Origin of the sequence: Paenibacillus abyssi (assembly GCF_014640295.1) — a bacterium.
Classification (GTDB): domain Bacteria; phylum Bacillota; class Bacilli; order Paenibacillales; family Paenibacillaceae; genus Paenibacillus_D; species Paenibacillus_D abyssi.
The window spans coordinates 248,545-267,224 of sequence record NZ_BMGR01000005.1; the positions used below are offsets into that span (position 1 = coordinate 248,545).

Consider the following 18,680-nt stretch of genomic DNA (forward strand, 5'->3'; position numbering starts at 1 on the left):
TAATCACCGCCTGTTTTCTATTCGAAACGTCACTTGTGTGCTTAACCTTTCAAGCCGGTTGTGGATACGCCTTCGATAATAAGCCGCTGGAAGAAGGTAAAGAAAACCAGGATCGGAATCAGTGACACGATGGACATAGCGAACATTGCTCCCCATTCCGACGCTCCCTGGTTATCGAGGAACATCCGCAGTCCCAACGCTACGGTAAATAGCTTCGGATTACTGATATAGATCAGCTGACTGAAGAAATCGTTCCACGTCCAGATGAAGGTGAAGATAGCGGCGGTCACAAGCGCTGGCTGCAGCAGCGGAAGAATAATGCGTACGAACGTCTGAATCGGATTGCAGCCGTCCATGATCGCCGCCTGATCCAACTCATGCGGAATGCCGCGGATGAATTGAACCATCAGGAAGATGAAGAAGGCATCGGTAGCCAGGAACTTGGGCACGATCAGCGGATAATACGTATTGATCCAATCGATGCTGTTAAAGATAATGTACTGCGGGATCAGGGTTACATGATAAGGCAGCATAATCGTCACCATCATGGCGGCGAAGAAGACCCGCTTGAATGTGAAATCCATCCGTGCGAACGCGAAGGCCGTCATCGAACAAGTGATGATATTGCCCAGAATAGCGAAGCCGACGACAATGAACGTATTCACATAAAAGGTGGAAAAGCTGATTCCCGACAGGCCGACCCATCCTTTGGCATAGTTGGATAACGTAAATCCGGTCGGCCAAAGCCCCAGCTTCTGAAAGATAATGGCATTGGGCTTGAAGGAGCTGCTCAACATCCATAACAGCGGATACATCAGGGCGGCCCCCATGAGTATGATCACCGATATGCGTAACCACTTCGTCACCGATGGTTGTATATTCACACGGGCTCCCTCCTAATTTTCATAATATACCCATTTCCTGGAGGTCCAGAATAAGAGCGCGGTAACAGCCGAGATCAGCAGAAGTAGCAGCCAGGCCATCGCGGACGCATAACCCATCTCAAAATGCTGGAACGCCTTCATATACAGATAAAGCGTATAGAACAGAATCGAATCCAGCGCCCCTCCTGATCCTCCCCCTATTACATAAGCGGGAGTAAACGCCTGGAAGGCGGCAATCATTTGCATCACGACATTAAAGAAGATAACGGGCGTAAGGAGCGGAAGGGTAATCTTGAACAAAATCTGCGCCTTGTTGGCACCGTCGATGGCAGAAGCCTCGTACAATTCCTTCGGGATTTGCCTCAGACCTGCGAGAAAAATGACCATGGGCGAACCGAATTGCCACAGCTTTAGAGCAATCAGTGTAAACAGCGCATATTGCGGATCCGAGATCCAGCTCTTGCCTACAATGCCGAACAGCTCGAGAAATTCATTGAACAGGCCGTCCCGGCCGAATACTTGACGCCATAATATCGCGATCGCGACGCTTCCCCCGAGCAGGGAAGGGATATAATAAACAGCACGATAGAGGGACAGGCCGCGGATGCCTTGATTCAGTATCATCGCAAACGACAGCGAGACGAGCAGTTGAAGCGGTACACCGACCGCCACGTACGTCAGTGTCACCTTGACCGCTTGAATGTACCTGGTATCTTCAAAAAGATTAGTGTAATTTGCCGCTGCCACCCATCCCGGAGAATCAAACATGTTATAGTCGGTGAAGGACAAGTACAAAGAGGCGATCATCGGAATCAGACCAAGCCCCGTAATACCGACGAACCATGGCAAAATGAACAGCCACGCGAATTTGTTTTTCTCCCAGAACATTTTAATTATAGATGGTCGCTTCATGTTGGTTTCCAATACGATTTGAGCCACATGACCAACTCCATTGCAGGTGATTGAAGGAAACAGAAGGATTATGACGAGCTCTCCCTCTGTTTTCTGTTTTAGTAAAACTTATTTGTTCATGATCCGCTCCGCTTCGGCGAAGAAATCATCCACGGCAGCCTCGGCGCTCTTGACGCCAAAATTAACTTCCTCATACGATTTACCGAGCTGTTCGAAAATTCCGGCAACGCCGGGAAGTCTCGAACTTTGAGGTTCTGTTGAGGCAATAACCGCCTGCATATTTTTCGTTGTTATTTCATCATACGGATTCATTTCCAGTTGTTTCAGAATTTCCGTATTTTGAACGATGCCGTGCTCGTTCATGTACAGCTGATTGAATTCCAGATCATTGAGCCACGTGTTGATCAGCTTGGCTACTGCTTCGGGATGTTCGCTTTGTGCGGAAATACCGAGAAATGCGCCTGTCAGCACTTCACCGAACGTTCCGTTGCCGCCTGGCAAACGAATAATCGTCAACTCGTCTTCCATGTAATTTTTGATCGTTTTCAGATGATTACCCGGTCTGCCGGACATGATGACGCGGTGGGTGGCGAGCATATCCTGCTCCCACTGCAAAGCGCCTTCTTCCGCTGTGATTTGGGCAGGAGGGACCAGCCCTTCATTCTTCATGCTTTGCCACAGTTCAAACCATTCGATCAGATCTTCTTTAGCAAATCCGAGGCCGCTGCCGTCTTCTGCAAACATGTTCTTGCCTTTAAGCCTCAGGAAGCTCTCCAGTAACAGATCGTCCTGGGCATCATCCTCGATCGGGAAAATTTCTCCTCCGTTTTCATTCTTGCCAAGCAGCGGCTTGATCTCTTTCATATAAGCAATGAATTCATCCCAGGTGGCATACTCCTCTTTCGGAAGCGGTGCGCCTTTCTCTTTCAACAGACCGATGTTCGTCGTTAAGGATATAGCCGCCAGGCCCTTCGTAATCATATACGTCTTACCTTTGTACTTCCCGAGCTCGATAATATTCGGCGGAACCTTGCTCACATCGATCGTACCGTCCGCGATATAATCGTCGAGCGCGAGCACCGCGCCCTTGTCCGCATACTCTGGCATTTGACCGACTGTCGTATACATCAGCACATCTGGCGCATTATTACCGGCGGTTTGCGTCGGGATTTTGCTCCAGTAATCATCCCATGAACCGGGTTCGCGGATCACCTTGATCCCCGGGTTTTTCTCTTCGAACATATCCATCATCTGATTATACTTTTCGTGGCGGGCTACACTGCCCCACCAGGGAAACCGAATTTCCACTATCTTACCGTTATCGGAACCCACAGATGTGTTGCCCGTACTGTTTTCACCGCCGGAACCGTTGCTTCCCGTTCCATTGTTCCCATTGTTACCGCTTACACAAGCCGACATGACAAGTGATAAGATAAGAATCAAAGCAACAAGTGATAATCTCCTCTTTTTCATTTGATCGACCCTCCTTGTAATTGGTTATACAAACCCCGGTTTCCCTACTGGGGAAACCGGGGGCGATGCACAGGCTAATCATGATTAGGCGAACCGGTTCAGCGTGTAATCCGGCTCCATGCCGAGCACCTTATACTTGGCTGCGCGCGCTTTCTGGTCGGCTTCCAGGATAGCGATGGCAAACTCGACAACCTCCTCGGCGCGATCACGCGGAATGACCAGCACTCCATCGTCATCCGCACAGATCACATCGCCTGGATTGACGGTCACACCGGCGCACTCCACAGGAACATTGATACCGCCGTTGGACATGCGGAAGGACACGTGGTGGAATGTACGCTTCGTGCAAAATACGTCGACTTCCTCCAGGTTGCATTCATAGGAGTCGCGGCATCCGCCGTCGACGACTGCGCCGGCCATGCCTTTTGCTTTGTAATGAAGCATATTATCGGAGCCGAGCACGCCGCCCGGATAACCGCCCATATCGATCACAAGCACCCGATCCGTCACATCCTCCTTATCGATCTGCCGACTGAAGGAATAGGCATCAGAACACCATTCACCATTTGCTTCGAAATACTCTTCGACAGTTTTACAAGGCTGGCCTTTACGCTGCGAAGGGACCAGCTTAGCGGTAAAAGCGAATCCTGCAAATGCGATGCCAGGTCGAAGCGGACGCATTTCCGTCGACATCGAGCCGACATTTACAAGACCGAGCGCATCCATTCCGTCGGAAAGATCTGCAAGTCTCAACTTCCGGATTTTAGCCAATAGTTCCTTGTCTGTCATTGTCGTAGCCATTTTCAATTACCTCCCAATAGTGTTTGTGAATTGTGATGCTATATAAGATGGGTGAAACCGTTGTCAAAGCGGTGCGCCTACTTTTCAGTCAGATAGACCACACCGTGTTCATTCTTGACCCGATGGATGTTCAGGCCGGGAATTTCCGCCAAAATAATTTCCGCCAGGAACAGCACCTCGGTGCCTTCTTCAAGATGACCGACATAATTGCCGTTTTTGTCCTGGGCTACAATATGCATATGGGGATCGCCATCGATCACATTGCCGGACAAGGAGCCCAGCTCTATGGGACCGCTGCCCTCCACAGTGATGAACCGGTCGTTGGATGTCGGTCCCATACTGGTCGGCAGATGGTAGACCAGCTTCTGCAGGGAACCTACAGCCCCGAATAGAACGGCATTGCGAATGCCTTCGGCCTTCAACCGGTCGCGAATACTTTCCAGCAAGAGATCCCCTCTGCCCAAATTAATAACGATGATTCTACCGGTGCCTTCACCATAAAATAATCCCTTCATATCCTTAGCCTCCCATTATAAAGTAATATTTTCTCCCGTTATCTCACTCATTCTTATCCCAACAACCAAGGTCTTTTCAGTAATTCTTGTAATTCGTTGATTCTGCTTTTGCTTAAACTTATACTTCATGATGAGTGCCTCTTTTCGTTTGTGGGTTTTGTTCTTTGCGGAAACGTTACCCAGTATACAAGAGGCGCTTTTTTTACTCAAAGCCTAAATTACTTCATTACAGGAATTGCTCCTCGTATATTTTGATTCCCGCTGATTCTAGCTCGAGCTCAGACTCCATCCGCCATCTACGACGATCGTCTGGCCGGTCATGAAGTTTCCGTCGCGGATAATCGCGATCGTCATATCCGCCACATCCTCCGGATAGGCAGGCCTCCCCAGAGGCGTTTTGTCGCTATATTTCTGGATATGCTCCTCTTGTCCGTCCACCCAGCGGGTAATAACGATGCCAGGCGCTATCGCATTGACCCGGACATCGGGAGCAAGAACGCGCGCGAACGACTTGGTAATGCTGATGCCTGCAGCCTTGGAGGCGGCATAAGCGATGGAACTCCCTGCTCCGTTAAACCCGGCAATCGAGGTGATATTGATAATACAGCCTTTATTCTTCCTGAGCTCGTCGGCACAAGCGCGGCTCGTATGAAACATGCCCTTGACGTTCACACCCAGCGCCCTGTCCCAGTAAGCATCAAGCAGTCCGTCGAGATCTTCAAGGGGAACAAAATCGGTTGTACCCGCATTGTTGACCAAAATGTCGATCCTGCCAAACCGTCCCAGACTTGCTTGAACCATACGCACAACCTGATCGTTATCGCTGACGTCGGCTTGTGCGATCCATCCGCTCCCGCCGCAATTCTCAACCTCTGCCAAGGTCGCTTCCGCTTCTTCCCTCGACCGGGAATAATTGATCACGACATTGGCTCCTTCTCTGGCAAGCCCGAGCGCAATCGCTTTCCCGATTCCGGTCGCAGATCCGGTAATTAACGCTGTCTTTGATCGGATTTGCATACGGTCCCTCCTTTACCGTGAAGTATAATGGCTTGTGTAAACGGGGTTAACGCTAACTTCCGTCGAGCATCAATCAACTTATCAATTTATTTATTTATCAATTGGTCAACCAATTTATCCGAATTATAGCGCCTAAATTAAAGCGCTGTCAATACTTTTTTTTTGAAAATACTGTTGACTTATTTTTGCATTAATTTAATCGCATTTGATACTCGGATGGACTCATCCCCGTAATATTTTTGAAGATTCGGCTGAAGTAGGCGGGATCGGAGTATCCGACCATCGATGCGACCTCTCTTACCATCAAATATTGAGAAGATTGCATAATTTTCTTGGCTATGTTCACCCGATATTGAATCAGATAATTGGCAAAGGTCTCCCCTGTATCGCGATTGAAGAGATAACTTAAATAAGGTCGGCTTAAATGCATGTCTTTGGCCAGCTGCGAAAAGGAAATCTCTTCATGATAATGCTCGTCCACATACTTCTGAATATAGCTTACATAAGAGGATTGATTTTTCTTGGCGGGACCGGATTCCGCCCGCTGTTCCATAAGTCTGCGTACATAGGCGATCAGCTCACGCTTGGTCTGATAATTCTGAGCCTCCAACAGCGCGGAGAAATCCTTCTCCCTCCTGCCCCCGGAAACGATCAGAGCGCTTATAAGACTGGCACAGAGCATTCTGACAAAATCGAAGGAAACCGCCTCTTCCCTTGCGGTGATAAAGGACGCGATATCCTCCCACACTCCCTTGGCTTCCTTCCACTCCTTGCGGCTGACGGCTTCGATCAGCACCTGCATATCCTTTAACGGATATTCCGTCACCCCCGAATAAGCCGTTTCCTGAATATCCTCGATGAAGTCGATACGCTTATACCCTTCGAATTCACTAAATTTCAGCACCTCTATCGACTCTTTGAACGAGCGCGAATACTCGGAAGGATGCGGATACCATCTGCCGATCGCCGCGTTCACTTCAATCTCCAGATAAGCATAGATCTGATGAATAATCTCGCTTGTAGCGCTGCGTGCGGCCTCCAGCAATTGCCCCGCATCCGGGCCGACGAATATGACCGTCATCCGGTCGTCATGAAAGGGCAGATGATAGCTTGGCTGCCAGCCGCTCAGCACCTCATGCACGATGTTTTTGACTGCAAACCGGTAGATTTTCCAATGCTTCTCGCATGTTATTTTCCCGTTATTCGACCGGAAAGCCTGCAGCGTCATGACGATACCGCCCTCGAGGAAGCCAGGGGGCACGCCGTAATAATCCAGATCCTTTACGAAGTAATCGTCAAAGCGCATAGGCAGCGTCAACACATCATATAAAAATTTTTCTTTTAGCGCTTCCATATTAGTGCGGATTTGTTGGCGGCTGCGAAGCTCAAATTCCTGCAGCATCTTCTTGGCCTTCAGCTCTTTGACGACCTCACCGACCATCGCCTCGATATCCGCATAGACGATCGGTTTTAAAATATAACGGGTGACGCCAAGATCCACCGCTTCCTTTGCGTATGAAAACAGATCGTACGCGCTGAGGACAAGAATCGGCAGTGACTCATCCCGCTTGCGGATTTGTCTGATCATATCAAGGCCGCTTATTCCGGACATCATAATATCCGTAATGATAATATCGGGCACATGGTCCACGAATACTTGATAGCCCGATTCACCGCTGTCCGCTGTCAGCAATTCTTCAATGCCCAACTGCTCCCAAGGCAGGAATTCGCGGAGCCCCTCAATGATTCGCTGCTCATCATCAACAATCAAGATTTTCATCAGCTCTCACCTGCGCTTTACTTGGTAGTCATATTCTCTCTTATTTTCGTTCCTATGTTAATGTAATAAGGTAAGGAAAGCATGGATTAAAGTAAGGCATTAGTCCGGTTGATGGTGACCTGTGTACTCCTCCACTTTCTTTATATCGTCAATTTTCGGAAGCTTGACGGTCACTCTAACTCCTGCAGGCTTTAAGTCGCCGATCTCTACACTGTAATCCGGACCGAAGAACAGTTGAATTCTCTCCCTCACATTGCGGATGCCATATCCGCCGGGCGGTTTATGATCTTTGTCCGAATTGCCGGCCTCCCCAAGCGGATTGCCGTTGTCTTCTATGCAAATAAACAGATTGTCTCCTTCCAGCTTGGTTCGGATCCATATTTCCAATGGATGACCGGGGTGATGAATCGCTTTGTTGAACCCGTGAATAAAGGCATTCTCAATGAAGGGCTGCAGTATTAATCGCGGAACGAGAAAAATTTTGTGAACGGGGGAAACGTCGATTCCGATCCTTACATCGTTCTTGTACCGCTCGCTTTGCAATTCGCAGTAGAGTGCTCCGTGTTCAATTTCTTCTCCAAGCAAAATGAAGGGATGTCCCCTGCTCAAGCTGATCCGGAATAGCCTTGACAGCTTGGCGATCATGCTGACGACTTCCTCCTGTTTGTTTTGAACGACCATCCACTGGATCGTATCCAGCGTATTATACAGAAAATGAGGATTGATTTGCGTCAGCAGCGCATTCAGTTCCGCTTTGGTCTTCTGCTTGTGCTCGGACTCCAGCCGCTGCAGCAGCATATCCAGCCGCTTCGTCATCCTTTGCAGGCCGACATGCATCTGTTGAATTTCCAAGATGGAATAGTTCGTGCGTTTTAGATCGAAGCTCCCCGTCTCCACCTGCTTGAAGGATTCAAGCAATCCGGACACAACATTCGTCATTTTCTTCGATAAATAATAAGAGATGATAAAGGAGAGCAGTATGCCAATGAGGCAGATGACAATTAGAACCTGTTTGACCGAGCTAAGATGGCTGAACAATTGTTCATGGGCAACGATCTCCATCACCCTCCATCCGACATAATTCGGCTTGGAAGAAATAACAAGGAACGAATCGCCCCTGATCTCCAGATCGTCCAATCCGCCGAAGATATCGTTCATTATTCTCGAATCGAAATCCGCTTCCTGCTGAATCATCAATGGATCGCTGACCGGCGCAACCAGCCCGCCTGCGCTATCGATCAGAAAGTGGGATCTTATCCCCGCTTGATCCAGCACGTAGGAGAAAAGATAGGATGACTTTACATTGATTTTTAGATAACCGGCGAACTCGTTCCTCTGATCTTTCAGTACACGGACATAGGCTAGGACCTCCGTATTTTTATCTATTATCGTAGGATCCTGATGCGCTTTCATCCAGAATCCGTTCATATCCCCGGAGTTGACACCGCTCCATCTGAAGTCGGAGAGCGGGGCGAACGGCTCGTCGCTGGACAGGTTTCGTCCCGTGTTCAGCTTATCCGTATAAATCCGGATACTGCTGAAGTTCGTGCTTGTGAATATAAAATGATTGATCACATCGGAAATATTCCGCCTGGCCCGCAAGTTCTCGAGCGAGTTGTCCTTGGTATAGGAAAGCGCATTCAATAATACTTGATGGGAGGCGATGTTTATTCCGGTTTCTTCGACGCTTCGCATCGACAGGGTAATTTGCTTGTTGACTTCATTAAGCAATTGTCGCCGCGCATCGCTTTCTTCATCAGCGATGATTCGAGACATAGAGGAGTAGACGACGAAGACAATCGCCAGCAGATAGAACAGATTGATGGCCAGGAATAGCAGCAGCAAAAGCGGTCTGATACGGAGCGTTACCATGGCAGCCTCCATTTAACTATCTTTCTAAGCACATTCAAGTACGCAAGCTTCATTACTCGCACCGGCACCCGTTATTCTCACCATAGCACAAACCAGCATGAAGATGAAGCAGGATAATGATACCTTTGTATCGTTCTTTTGCTTTCTCTTTGAAGCATTCACTTTCTTGGAATGCCATCTGGTCAGTGTGTTCACTAGACTTAATAGTTACGGAATATGTTTTGCTCTTTGCTCCTTCTGTATAACATCCCTCTTTAAATGGGTGGCCTTGCATACATACATGCCGGCATCCTTATTGAACAGGAATTCGCCTTCTTTCTACCGACTGCCCTGCGTAATGAGCGGATTGAGTTTGGCTACAAGCTCAATTTTAATCGTTTTTTGCGTATGCGAGGTTAACTTTTTCGGAATAGGCAGTATCGCCCGATGACCGTTCTGACTTGCATTCCGGCCTCTAACCGCAGCTTGCGGAATTTCGTCAGGGAGCTCGGATCGATTCCTGTATCTTCCGGCGCCATGCCCAGAAAGCACTTAAACGACAGGTCATACCGAGAACGCTCGACATTTGTATTATGTAATCAAGGAAAAAGGCGAGATCTATAATGCCTTGAAGACCTTCTTCCGCAAGCGGGAGGCGGCGGGTTGAATGACAAAAGCGATCGTTCCCTGACGGGAGCGATCGCTTTTATGCAATGACTATCGTTTCCCGGCAGCAATTTCTTTAATCGACCAACATTCCATACAACAAAAGACGGACGATATCGTTTGCAAGACTTTCCGGATCTTTTAATCCGTTCAACAGTTTCGTGAACGTAAGCCGTTCGATAACTCCGACTATGCTTTCTGCCACGATATCCATATCCAGATGGTCATGAAAAAATCCGTCTTTTTGCTCGGATATCAGGTTTTCTTTAATCAAAGCGACTAGCTGCTTCTTGATCTCTTCCGCCTCTGGGGCGACAATAAATCCAATGCGTGTCAGGTTAGGCTCCTCTTGTAAGAAACGAAATACAGTCGTTATTCCCACCGCGATTCTTTGATGGATCGTCTCTATTTCAGTTCCCGGCGCAAGGCGGCTCTTATGTGTGAGATCAAAAAGTTTGGTGCGAAACCGCTCGACTAATTCTTGTAATATGACTTCTTTGCTTTGAAAATACAGATAAAAGGCAGGTTGAGTCAGCCCTGCCCGTGAGACGATTGTGCTCACTTTTGTTTCATAATAGCCCTGATGAGCGAATTCATCAGCAGCAATTTTGAGCAATAAGGTTCGGCTTTCTTCACCTATTGCTCCCTTTTTTCTTCCTCTTTGTCCCATAGAAGAACATCCCCAAAATTAGTATCAAGCTCGCTAAACTTACACATGAGTTATTATGTTTAAAAACACTTGCTAAGTCAATTGATAAACTTCAAATATTGCAGCATCCGCTTCAGCATGACGGCGCTTTGAGCGCGGGTTGCATACTCTTTGGGGGCGAATCTCGTGTCCGCCGTGCCATGAATGATGTGAACCGCCAGCAATTGAGATGATGCTTCCTTGGCCCAATCCGCTATGCTGAAAGCATCGGCGAACCGCTCAAGCGTGAGCGCTTCCACCTGCGGAACTTTCCCGACGAACTTCAGCGCCCGCGCGATTATCGAAACCATCTGCTCGCGGGTAATAGGGGTATTCGGCCGAAAAGTTCCGTCTTTATACCCGCTGATCAAACCCGCTTTTTGGGCTGTTTCTACAGCACCCGCAAACCAATCCCCTGTCTTTACATCTGTAAACGGGTTTCCTGCCTTATCTTCGGCGAGGCCAAGCGAACGCACAAGCAAAGCCGCAAATTGGGCGCGGGTAATCTCGGTGTCAGGCGCGAACGTGTCGGCCGTTGATCCGTATACAATGTGCTTGTTGGCCAGCAATTCAATATCCGCCTGCGCCCAATGTCCCTTCAAGTCCGCGAACGTTTTATCAGATCGGATCACCGTATACGTGCTGTTATGCGGAGAGTAAATTGTTGCCATCGTCAGCCCCCCGCTATTCGAAAACACGGACGGGATAAAATGCAGTTCGTTGTTCGCATCGGCCCAAACCGCCGTTGACTTATCCGGATCCAATGCGGAATCTAAAGATAACGTCCGAACGACGAAGGTTCCATTGAAATTCGTTATTTCCCTGCCGTTTGAGTATAACGAGAAGTCGAACGGGTGCTCCAGCAGCTGCGCCGATCCTTGCCTATGTATGGAAGCATTCAGGGCGGCGCTTGACGGGTTGGATACTTTGGCAATGGCGACGGTAATGACCGCTTCCTTCGGCGTATCGTTCAGCACGCTAACCGGCAGACTGTAGCTTGCCTCTGCCACCTTGATTTGAACCACGGCGTCCGGTTGTATGCTTAACGCATCCAAGAGGGGCTCCACGGGCAAATCCACCAGGACTACAGGATCACTATTGTTGACTTCAAGAATAATCTTCGGTTCGGCAAAGAACGCGGCAGCCAATTGATCCGGTTCCAGCGTGATACGTATAACGGATTGGCCGTCGTCTGACGTCTCTTTTGTCGTTTTGACCTTCACGTCTACGCTATTGATCTTGATTGTCTCCGTCGTCGGAGTGTCCGTATTTACAACCGATGGGGGCGGAGACCAATCGCCGAAATGATCGGTCTCGCTTGCACCGGCCACTGTTATCGTTCGTATCACTTCTGCGGCAGAAATATTCGCAGGGTTTTGAACGTTATAGTGCAGCGTATAGGTGCCTGGAATCTGTGTATTTACGGAGCCGGTTACCGTAATTGAATTCGAAATATCCCCGTAATAGGCATCCATAGCCTGGGCTCCGGGGTCGGCGAAAGTTTCGCCTACCTTAATGCTCATGGCGGATAGGCCTGACAACGTAATGACCGGCGGTTTTGTAACTTTCACGTATACAGAGCGAATGACGGTTGTTGCTGCATGATTCGCTTGATCAGAAACGTTATAAAACAGGCGATACTCTCCTAATGTGCGGCTATCAACGGTTCCTGTAACGATGATCGAGGACGAGAGGTCCCCGTCGTGAAGGTCTTGAGCCGTTGCGCCGGGATCCGTAAAGGTGCTGTTAACTTCTATTGTCATGGGATTAGGGCCATTCAAATAAATCGCAGGCGCTTCTCCGTCATATACATACACGCTTCGGGTAACGGAAGCGGTGTTCCCTGCGTGATCGCTCACTTGATAGGAAACCGGATATGTTCCCGCTCTAGAGGTATTCACATTACCTGTTATCACAATCGATGATGCCGATATATTCCCATCGGTCGTATCCGTCGCTATCGCACCCGGCTCCACATAAGCCTGACCTGCAGGGACATCCATTGGATTACTGCCGATTAAGACTAACGAAGGCGCTGTGTTGTCGAGAACGAAGGGACCCGAAACCTGGTCGACCGTATTTCCTGCCCGATCTGTTGCACGAGTATGCAAATACCAGTTGCCGTCTCCGCTTGTTTGCGTTAGCGTATCTCCGCTTGTGAAAGACGTCCATCCGCTGGCGGGCACGGCCGTGGATTGCGTCCACACATATTGAGTAGAAGCGGAATCAACACCGCTTTCCGTATCGGAGACCGTAACCAGGGTTGCCGCCGTTTGGGCCGGCGCAGCGTTACCGTTCTCGCTGAATTGCACATCGGGCGCCGTGGAATCTCTAAGAACCGTAATCGTATACGTTTTGCCCGGCAAAAAATAAGGTTCTACGCGAACAGAAATGACCGTCGATGGCCCTGTCACATCTATGGTCTTTTCGACACCGCTGGATTGCAGCTCATTGTTGATAAACATGGTTCCATGAGAGGGATCGGCGAGCGTCGCCGTTACATGCACACTGGAAACTGTTGGGCCGATATAGGAATAGACATAGTCCGAGACTGAAGAGTGAAAGGCCGGATAGAACGCGCCTTCCTGCAAGGATAAACCGCCCAGGCTGGCGCTGCCCGGCACAGTCGTTTGACCGCTACTATTATTTCCAAAAGCGACAACGGTGCCGTCCGATTTGAGCGCCAGCGAATATTCCAAACCCGCGGCGATCGCCACCACACCGTTCAGACCCCCCGGCACGGTCGTTTGACCATAATTATTTCGTCCCCAAGCAACGACAGTCCCATCCTGTTTCAACGCGAGCGAATGTTCCAAACCCGCGGTTATCGCCACCACCCCGTTCAGACCCACCGGCATGTTCGTTTGACCGTAATAATTATCTCCCCAAACGGCGGCGGTCCCGTCCGATTTCAGCGCGAGCGAATGGTACCCTCCCGCAGCGATCGCTGCCACACCGTTCAGACCCCCCGGCACGGTTGTTTGACCAAAACTATTGTCTCCCCAAGCGGCGACGGTCCCGTTCGATTTTAACGCGAGCGAATGTTCCAAACCTGCGGCGATCGCCACCACACCGTTCAGCCCCCCCGGCACGATCGTTTGACCATAGATATTTTTCCCCCAAGCAACGACTGTCCCATCCTGGTTCAATGCGAGTGAATGGTACCCCCCAGCGGCGATCCTGTCCCCCTTAACGGGTAAAGAAAAGCCTGCCGGCACGGTCGTTCGACCGGTACTGTTATTTCCCCAAGCCACGACGGTCCCGTCCGATTTTAATGCAAGTGAATGGTGATATCCCGCGGATATCGCCATTACCTCGTTCAAACCAGCCGGCACGGTCGTTTGACCGAATCTATTTTCTCCCCAGGCCACGACAGTCCCATCCGATTTGATCGCCAGCGAAAAATCTCCTGCCCCGGATATCGCCGTCACCCCGTTCAGACCCGCCGGCACGGTCGCTTGACTGGAACCATTAGATCCCCAGGCAACGACGGTCCCGTCCGATTTTAATGCAAGCGAATGGTTCCCTCCCGCGGATATCGCCACCACACCGTTCAGACCAGCAGCCATGGTCGTTAGATTGAAATCATTAGATCCCCAGGCAACCACGGTGCCGTCCGATTTTAACGCCATCGAATGATTCCAGCCCGCTGATATTGCCACCACACCGTTCAGCCCCGCCGGCACGGTCGCTTTACCAGACACATTATTTCCCCAGGCTGCGACGGTTCCGTCCGATTTGAGGGCCAGCGAATGGTCCCAGCCCGCTGATATCGCCACCACGCCGTTCAGCTCCGCCGGGATGTCCGTTTGACCTTCAATATCGAGTCCCCAGGCCACGACGGTCCCGTCCGATTTGAGCGCCAGCGAATGGCTCCAACCCGCTGATATCGCCACCACGCCGTTCAGCTCTGCCGGGACGTCCGTTTGACCGTAATCATTATTTCCCCAAGCAACGACGGTGCCGTCCGGTTTCAATGCGAGTGAATGAGACCCTCCCCCGTCGACTTTCACCTCTGTTCGGTTCCCATTTCCCGGATGCGCCGCATGCGCGAAATTAGAATCAATGGGAAGCAGAGTACTGATCAACATAATAAGGAGTAAAGCAACATAAATTGATTTTGGCATTTTCATCGATTGCATCCTATCTATTCCCCTCTCCCAAAACGTTTTTTGCGACATGTTTTGATTCCGTCCACTCATTTTTACTTGTCGTATCATCCATCTAAGTAATATTACTATAAAGTAATATTATTTGATAGTATTATTATGGAATTATTTAATTTCGTCAATCTTCGCGATGGCTGCCCTGAATGGAAAAAATCAAAAAACCTTCAGAGATAAATCCTCTTAAGGTCTTTGTGCTCGTAGATTACGTAACCGATCTAGCCTTGTCGAAAGTAATGAGCTCTTCCCGAGAATAATGATTTATCCAGCATTCAACTTAGACATAATTTGATCGTAGACTGTAACAAGAACTCCTAGTTAATTCGTCGTAGTTGGTTAAAAAATGGGTACGAATCCGAGACCTTTCCAACGTCTTCATCTCCCTACGTTGCAAAATGGTTACTATACAAATAGGCGATGACGACTTTTCTGAATAGCAAAAAGAGAGCCTATTGGCTCCCTATTTAATGATCTTCGATTTTAGCTAGTTTAATCCTTAAAAGAACTACGACACGATTCGAACTCCTTACTTTGCAAAGCATTCTCGTTTCGACATCAACAGCAGAATCCAATTCTGTTTGTTCGCTAGCGGGAACTTGTCGGTGAACGGCACAAGGGAGCTGCCTACCTTCATCAGTCCGTTCCCCGCATCGACGTATGTGATGTAAGACAGTTGCAAGTTCGAAATGTTCAATAGCTCCGCAAGCTTCATCCGGTCGGTGCTGACTTGATTCAGCATGACAATGAATTCGCTGTTCGCGAGCATTGTGCGGGCGGTGTGGCTCTGCAACAGATCGTCAACGTTCTGCGTAATGCCCGTACAAAAAGCGCCATACTTTCGGACGCGCTTCCAGAGCGTGAACAGAGAGTTGGCGCTATATTCGTGCTGGAACAGCAGATAAATTTCGACGATGAAGATGAATGTGTTTTTGCCCTTGGCGCGATTTTGCGTAATCCGATTCAAAATGTTATCCAGCACGACCAGCATTCCAATCGGCAGTAGTTGCTTGCCCAAGTCGAGAATGTCGTAACAGATAAGTCGGTTATAAACATTGACGTTGGTCGGCTGGGCGAATGTATTCAGACTGCCGGACGTGAAAAGTTCAATCGCCAGCGCGATATCCTGAGCTTCTGGCTCTGCCTGTTTGAGCAGTTCGGCGCGAAATCCTGCAAGCAGCAAACTTTAATTGCTCATCGGCAGACTTTAAGTGTTCAGCGGCGAACTATTTTTGCTGTCTACAACCATCCCACACCAACAAAGCCACACTTTCCACATGAACGGTATGCGGGAACATATTAACCTAGGATGTGCCTTGATTGACGTGCTTTTCACATGGAGGCGAGAGGAGTCGAACCTCACTTTCTTCAAAACACTATAATAGCAGTGTTTACAAGGGTTTTTAGCTAACATTAAAATTGTTTGTCCATGTTTTGACTACGTGACAAAAATTACATTACGGAGCAAAGTGTTTTCTTTAATAACATCACACAATTGATTCTGTGCATCAAACGATAAAAAATGATACTATGTATGTTGGGTAAAGGACTTTGCTATAGCTTATATCGTTTCATTTTTATATGTTGCAACAGGAGGAGATCATATCAGTAACGAACAAAATTTTTGGCTTGATTTACCAAAGCCGTTTTTTATATTAGCACCAATGGAAGATGTCACAGATGTTGTATTTCGTCACGTCATTAGTGAAGCTGCGAAACCTGACGTGTTTTTCACGGAATTCACAAATACAGAAAGTTATTGTCACCCTGTAGGAAAAGACAGTATACGTGGTCGATTAACGTTCACAGAAGATGAGCAACCGATTGTCGCTCATATTTGGGGCAATAAACCTGCATTCTTTGAACAGATGAGTATTGATATGAAAAAACTTGGTTTTCGCGGTATCGATATAAACATGGGATGCCCAGTACAAAACGTCGCATCCAATGGAAAAGGTGCTGGATTAATACAACATCCTGAAATTGCAGCAGAAATTATTCAAGCAGCAAAAGCAGGTAGATTGCCGGTTAGTGTTAAAACAAGATTGGGTTACTTTGATATTGACGAGTGGCGCGATTGGTTAGGACATATATTGAAACAAGATATTGCGAATCTTTCCATTCACCTTCGTACAAAAAAAGAGATGAGTAAAGTAGCTGCACACTGGGAACTAATCCCTGAAATAAAAAAATTACGCGATGAAATTGCTCCAAATACGTTGTTAACTATTAATGGAGATATTCCTGACCGCGCAACAGGATTAAAATTAGTAGAACAATACGGCGTTGATGGTGTTATGATTGGCCGCGGCATTTTCACCAATCCATTTGCTTTTGAAAAAGAACCTAAAGAACATAGCGCGAAGGAGTTTCTCAATTTACTACTTTTACAGTTGGATCTTCACGATAAATATTCAAAAGAAAACGAATCACGTCCATTTAAACCACTTCTTCGCTTTTTCAAAATCTACGTTCGTGGGTTTAGAGGCGCAGGCGAACTAAGAAACCAATTAATGGATACCACGTCAACAGATGAAGTACGTCGTTTAGTAAAACCTTTTTTAGATCAAGTATTAGATTGAAGCATAGCCACCTGTGCATGTTCCTATAACTTGATTATCGAAAATAATGAGAGACCTTCCAAAAGTTCAATGAACTCTTGTAAGGTCTTAAATTTACCCTAACATTGCGACGTAGGAGGAAATGAAAGATGACGACGGCACCAGATAAAAATATCATCGTAACGAACCAGCCAACTAGAGAACAGCTTGAAAAGATTTACGATATTTTAGATGAATGCTTTTCAGTAGGCCGAGTTTTTTTCCAAGAAAGATTAGACCTCGATAGCACATATGATCCAGATACAACATGGTTTGCGATGGTCGACGGTGAGATTGCTGCTAATGTACAAATTTTCCCTCTTTCTATTAGAGTCGGTCAAGCGATCTTGAAAACTGGTGCAATGGGCAGCGTCGGTACAGATCCAAATTATCGCGGAATGGGACTTGCGCACAAAATTCTTAATGCACAAACAGACTACATGAAAGATACCAATTATGATATAAGTTTACTTCTGGCTAGTAAGCATGCGTTCTATGAAAAGGTTGGCTGGAGACTGATTCCCGAGACTGCTTACACAATTGAAAAGCGAGCAAGCTTTGAGCAGCAAAGCCGTTACGAAATCATTCCTTTTGAACCTCGTTATCTTAATGATATCCGTTTCATATATGAACAGTTCAATCAGAATCGCACCTATACCGTAGTCCGTAATGAAACATACTGGAATGATCTAATAAGCTGGCCGGAATGGAAAAAAGCAGACTGTCTGCTGCTCCGCAGCAATGAAAAAATTGTAGCTTACGGCATGATTGAAAAGAAGGATACTGAACAAGTATTTATCAACGAGTTAATGTATTTGAACGAGGCAGTGGACGGTGTTGAACACTTATTTCATGCCTTATGTCAGCTGCGCCCAAATGCAAAACAAATATTAGCGATGCTGCCGGAGGATCATAAGCTATATTCCTATTATCAACAGCATCAAGCACAATCCATTCCAATTCATTCGGCGATGTGGAAAATGATCAACCTAAATTCTACATTCCAAAAGCTTCAGCCTGAATTGGAACATCGTCTTAACGGTAATGACTTGATGGCAGATCAAGAACTGTATATAGCGCTTCAATGCGGAGAGGAACATATATACCTTGATTACAAGCAGAAGCGGCTTTCCATTTCCGATGTTAGTCATGCTGAATCCTATGTTCCGATAGAAGTGGATGAACGTAATCTGATGACTTATTTGATGTTCGGCTATAATGCGGCAGGCGCAACAAAGGATCGTGTTGAACAGGCTATCATTTTGCAAGCCCTATTCCCGAAACAGCAAGCCGTGTTTTATTTGACCGACAAATTTTAAGCCATTTTCAT

13 protein-coding genes and 2 pseudogenes are annotated in these 18,680 nt (G+C 47.8%); 2 read left to right on the forward strand and 13 right to left on the reverse strand.

Features of this window, described 5'->3' with window-relative positions:
• Positions 1–41 precede the first annotated feature (41 nt).
• From IEW11_RS09660 to IEW11_RS09715, 13 genes and pseudogenes are all read right to left on the reverse strand, one after another.
• Entirely contained in the window at positions 42–884 is an 843-nt protein-coding gene (locus IEW11_RS09660; RefSeq protein ID WP_229725093.1) for a carbohydrate ABC transporter permease, read from the reverse strand.
• Between the two features lie 12 nt (positions 885–896).
• Positions 897–1,796, reverse strand: a complete 900-nt coding sequence (locus IEW11_RS09665) for a carbohydrate ABC transporter permease (protein WP_188530920.1) — start codon at positions 1,794–1,796, stop codon at positions 897–899.
• Between the two features lie 108 nt (positions 1,797–1,904).
• Positions 1,905–3,269 carry an ABC transporter substrate-binding protein gene (locus IEW11_RS09670; RefSeq protein WP_188530849.1) on the reverse strand — a complete coding sequence of 455 codons (1,365 nt, stop codon included), beginning with the start codon at positions 3,267–3,269 and terminating at the stop codon, positions 1,905–1,907.
• Between the two features lie 84 nt (positions 3,270–3,353).
• Positions 3,354–4,070 carry an RraA family protein gene (locus IEW11_RS09675; RefSeq protein ID WP_188530850.1) on the reverse strand — a complete coding sequence of 239 codons (717 nt, stop codon included), beginning with the start codon at positions 4,068–4,070 and terminating at the stop codon, positions 3,354–3,356.
• A 77-nt stretch (positions 4,071–4,147) separates the two neighbouring features.
• Positions 4,148–4,585 (reverse strand): PPC domain-containing DNA-binding protein, encoded by a 438-nt coding sequence (locus tag IEW11_RS09680; protein WP_188530851.1) that lies wholly within the window; start codon positions 4,583–4,585, stop codon positions 4,148–4,150.
• A gap of 267 nt (positions 4,586–4,852) precedes the next feature.
• A complete protein-coding gene (locus IEW11_RS09685) occupies positions 4,853–5,602 on the reverse strand; it encodes an SDR family NAD(P)-dependent oxidoreductase (protein WP_188530852.1) in 750 nt (249 codons plus the stop codon).
• Between the two features lie 190 nt (positions 5,603–5,792).
• The gene (locus IEW11_RS09690) at positions 5,793–7,382 is read right to left on the reverse strand and encodes a response regulator (protein WP_188530853.1); all 1,590 of its coding nucleotides are present in this window, start codon (positions 7,380–7,382) and stop codon (positions 5,793–5,795) included.
• 99 nt (positions 7,383–7,481) lie between these two features.
• Positions 7,482–9,254, reverse strand: a complete 1,773-nt coding sequence (locus IEW11_RS09695) for a cache domain-containing sensor histidine kinase (protein WP_188530854.1) — start codon at positions 9,252–9,254, stop codon at positions 7,482–7,484.
• A gap of 124 nt (positions 9,255–9,378) precedes the next feature.
• Positions 9,379–9,709, reverse strand: a pseudogene (locus IEW11_RS24860) (IS5/IS1182 family transposase); the annotation flags it as partial.
• Positions 9,707–9,817 (reverse strand): annotated as a pseudogene (locus IEW11_RS25330) (transposase); the annotation flags it as partial. The pseudogenes IEW11_RS25330 and IEW11_RS24860, both read right to left, overlap by 3 nt.
• A 158-nt stretch (positions 9,818–9,975) precedes the next feature.
• Positions 9,976–10,569 (reverse strand): TetR/AcrR family transcriptional regulator, encoded by a 594-nt coding sequence (locus IEW11_RS09705; protein WP_188530856.1) that lies wholly within the window; start codon positions 10,567–10,569, stop codon positions 9,976–9,978.
• Positions 10,570–10,646: 77 nt separating this feature from the next.
• The gene (locus IEW11_RS09710; protein ID WP_188530857.1) at positions 10,647–14,720 is read right to left on the reverse strand and encodes an RCC1 domain-containing protein; all 4,074 of its coding nucleotides are present in this window, start codon (positions 14,718–14,720) and stop codon (positions 10,647–10,649) included.
• 559 nt (positions 14,721–15,279) lie between these two features.
• Positions 15,280–15,933, reverse strand: a complete 654-nt coding sequence (locus IEW11_RS09715; protein ID WP_444544000.1) for a TraG/VirB4 family ATPase — start codon at positions 15,931–15,933, stop codon at positions 15,280–15,282.
• A gap of 481 nt (positions 15,934–16,414) precedes the next feature.
• Here IEW11_RS09715 and IEW11_RS09720 point away from each other — a divergent pair, with 481 nt between their 5' ends.
• Both IEW11_RS09720 and IEW11_RS09725 read left to right on the forward strand, forming a co-directional pair.
• Positions 16,415–17,332, forward strand: a complete 918-nt coding sequence (locus IEW11_RS09720; RefSeq protein ID WP_188530858.1) for a tRNA dihydrouridine synthase — start codon at positions 16,415–16,417, stop codon at positions 17,330–17,332.
• A 128-nt stretch (positions 17,333–17,460) separates the two neighbouring features.
• Positions 17,461–18,669 (forward strand): GNAT family N-acetyltransferase, encoded by a 1,209-nt coding sequence (locus tag IEW11_RS09725; RefSeq protein WP_188530859.1) that lies wholly within the window; start codon positions 17,461–17,463, stop codon positions 18,667–18,669.
• The last annotated feature ends 11 nt before the right edge of the window (positions 18,670–18,680 follow it).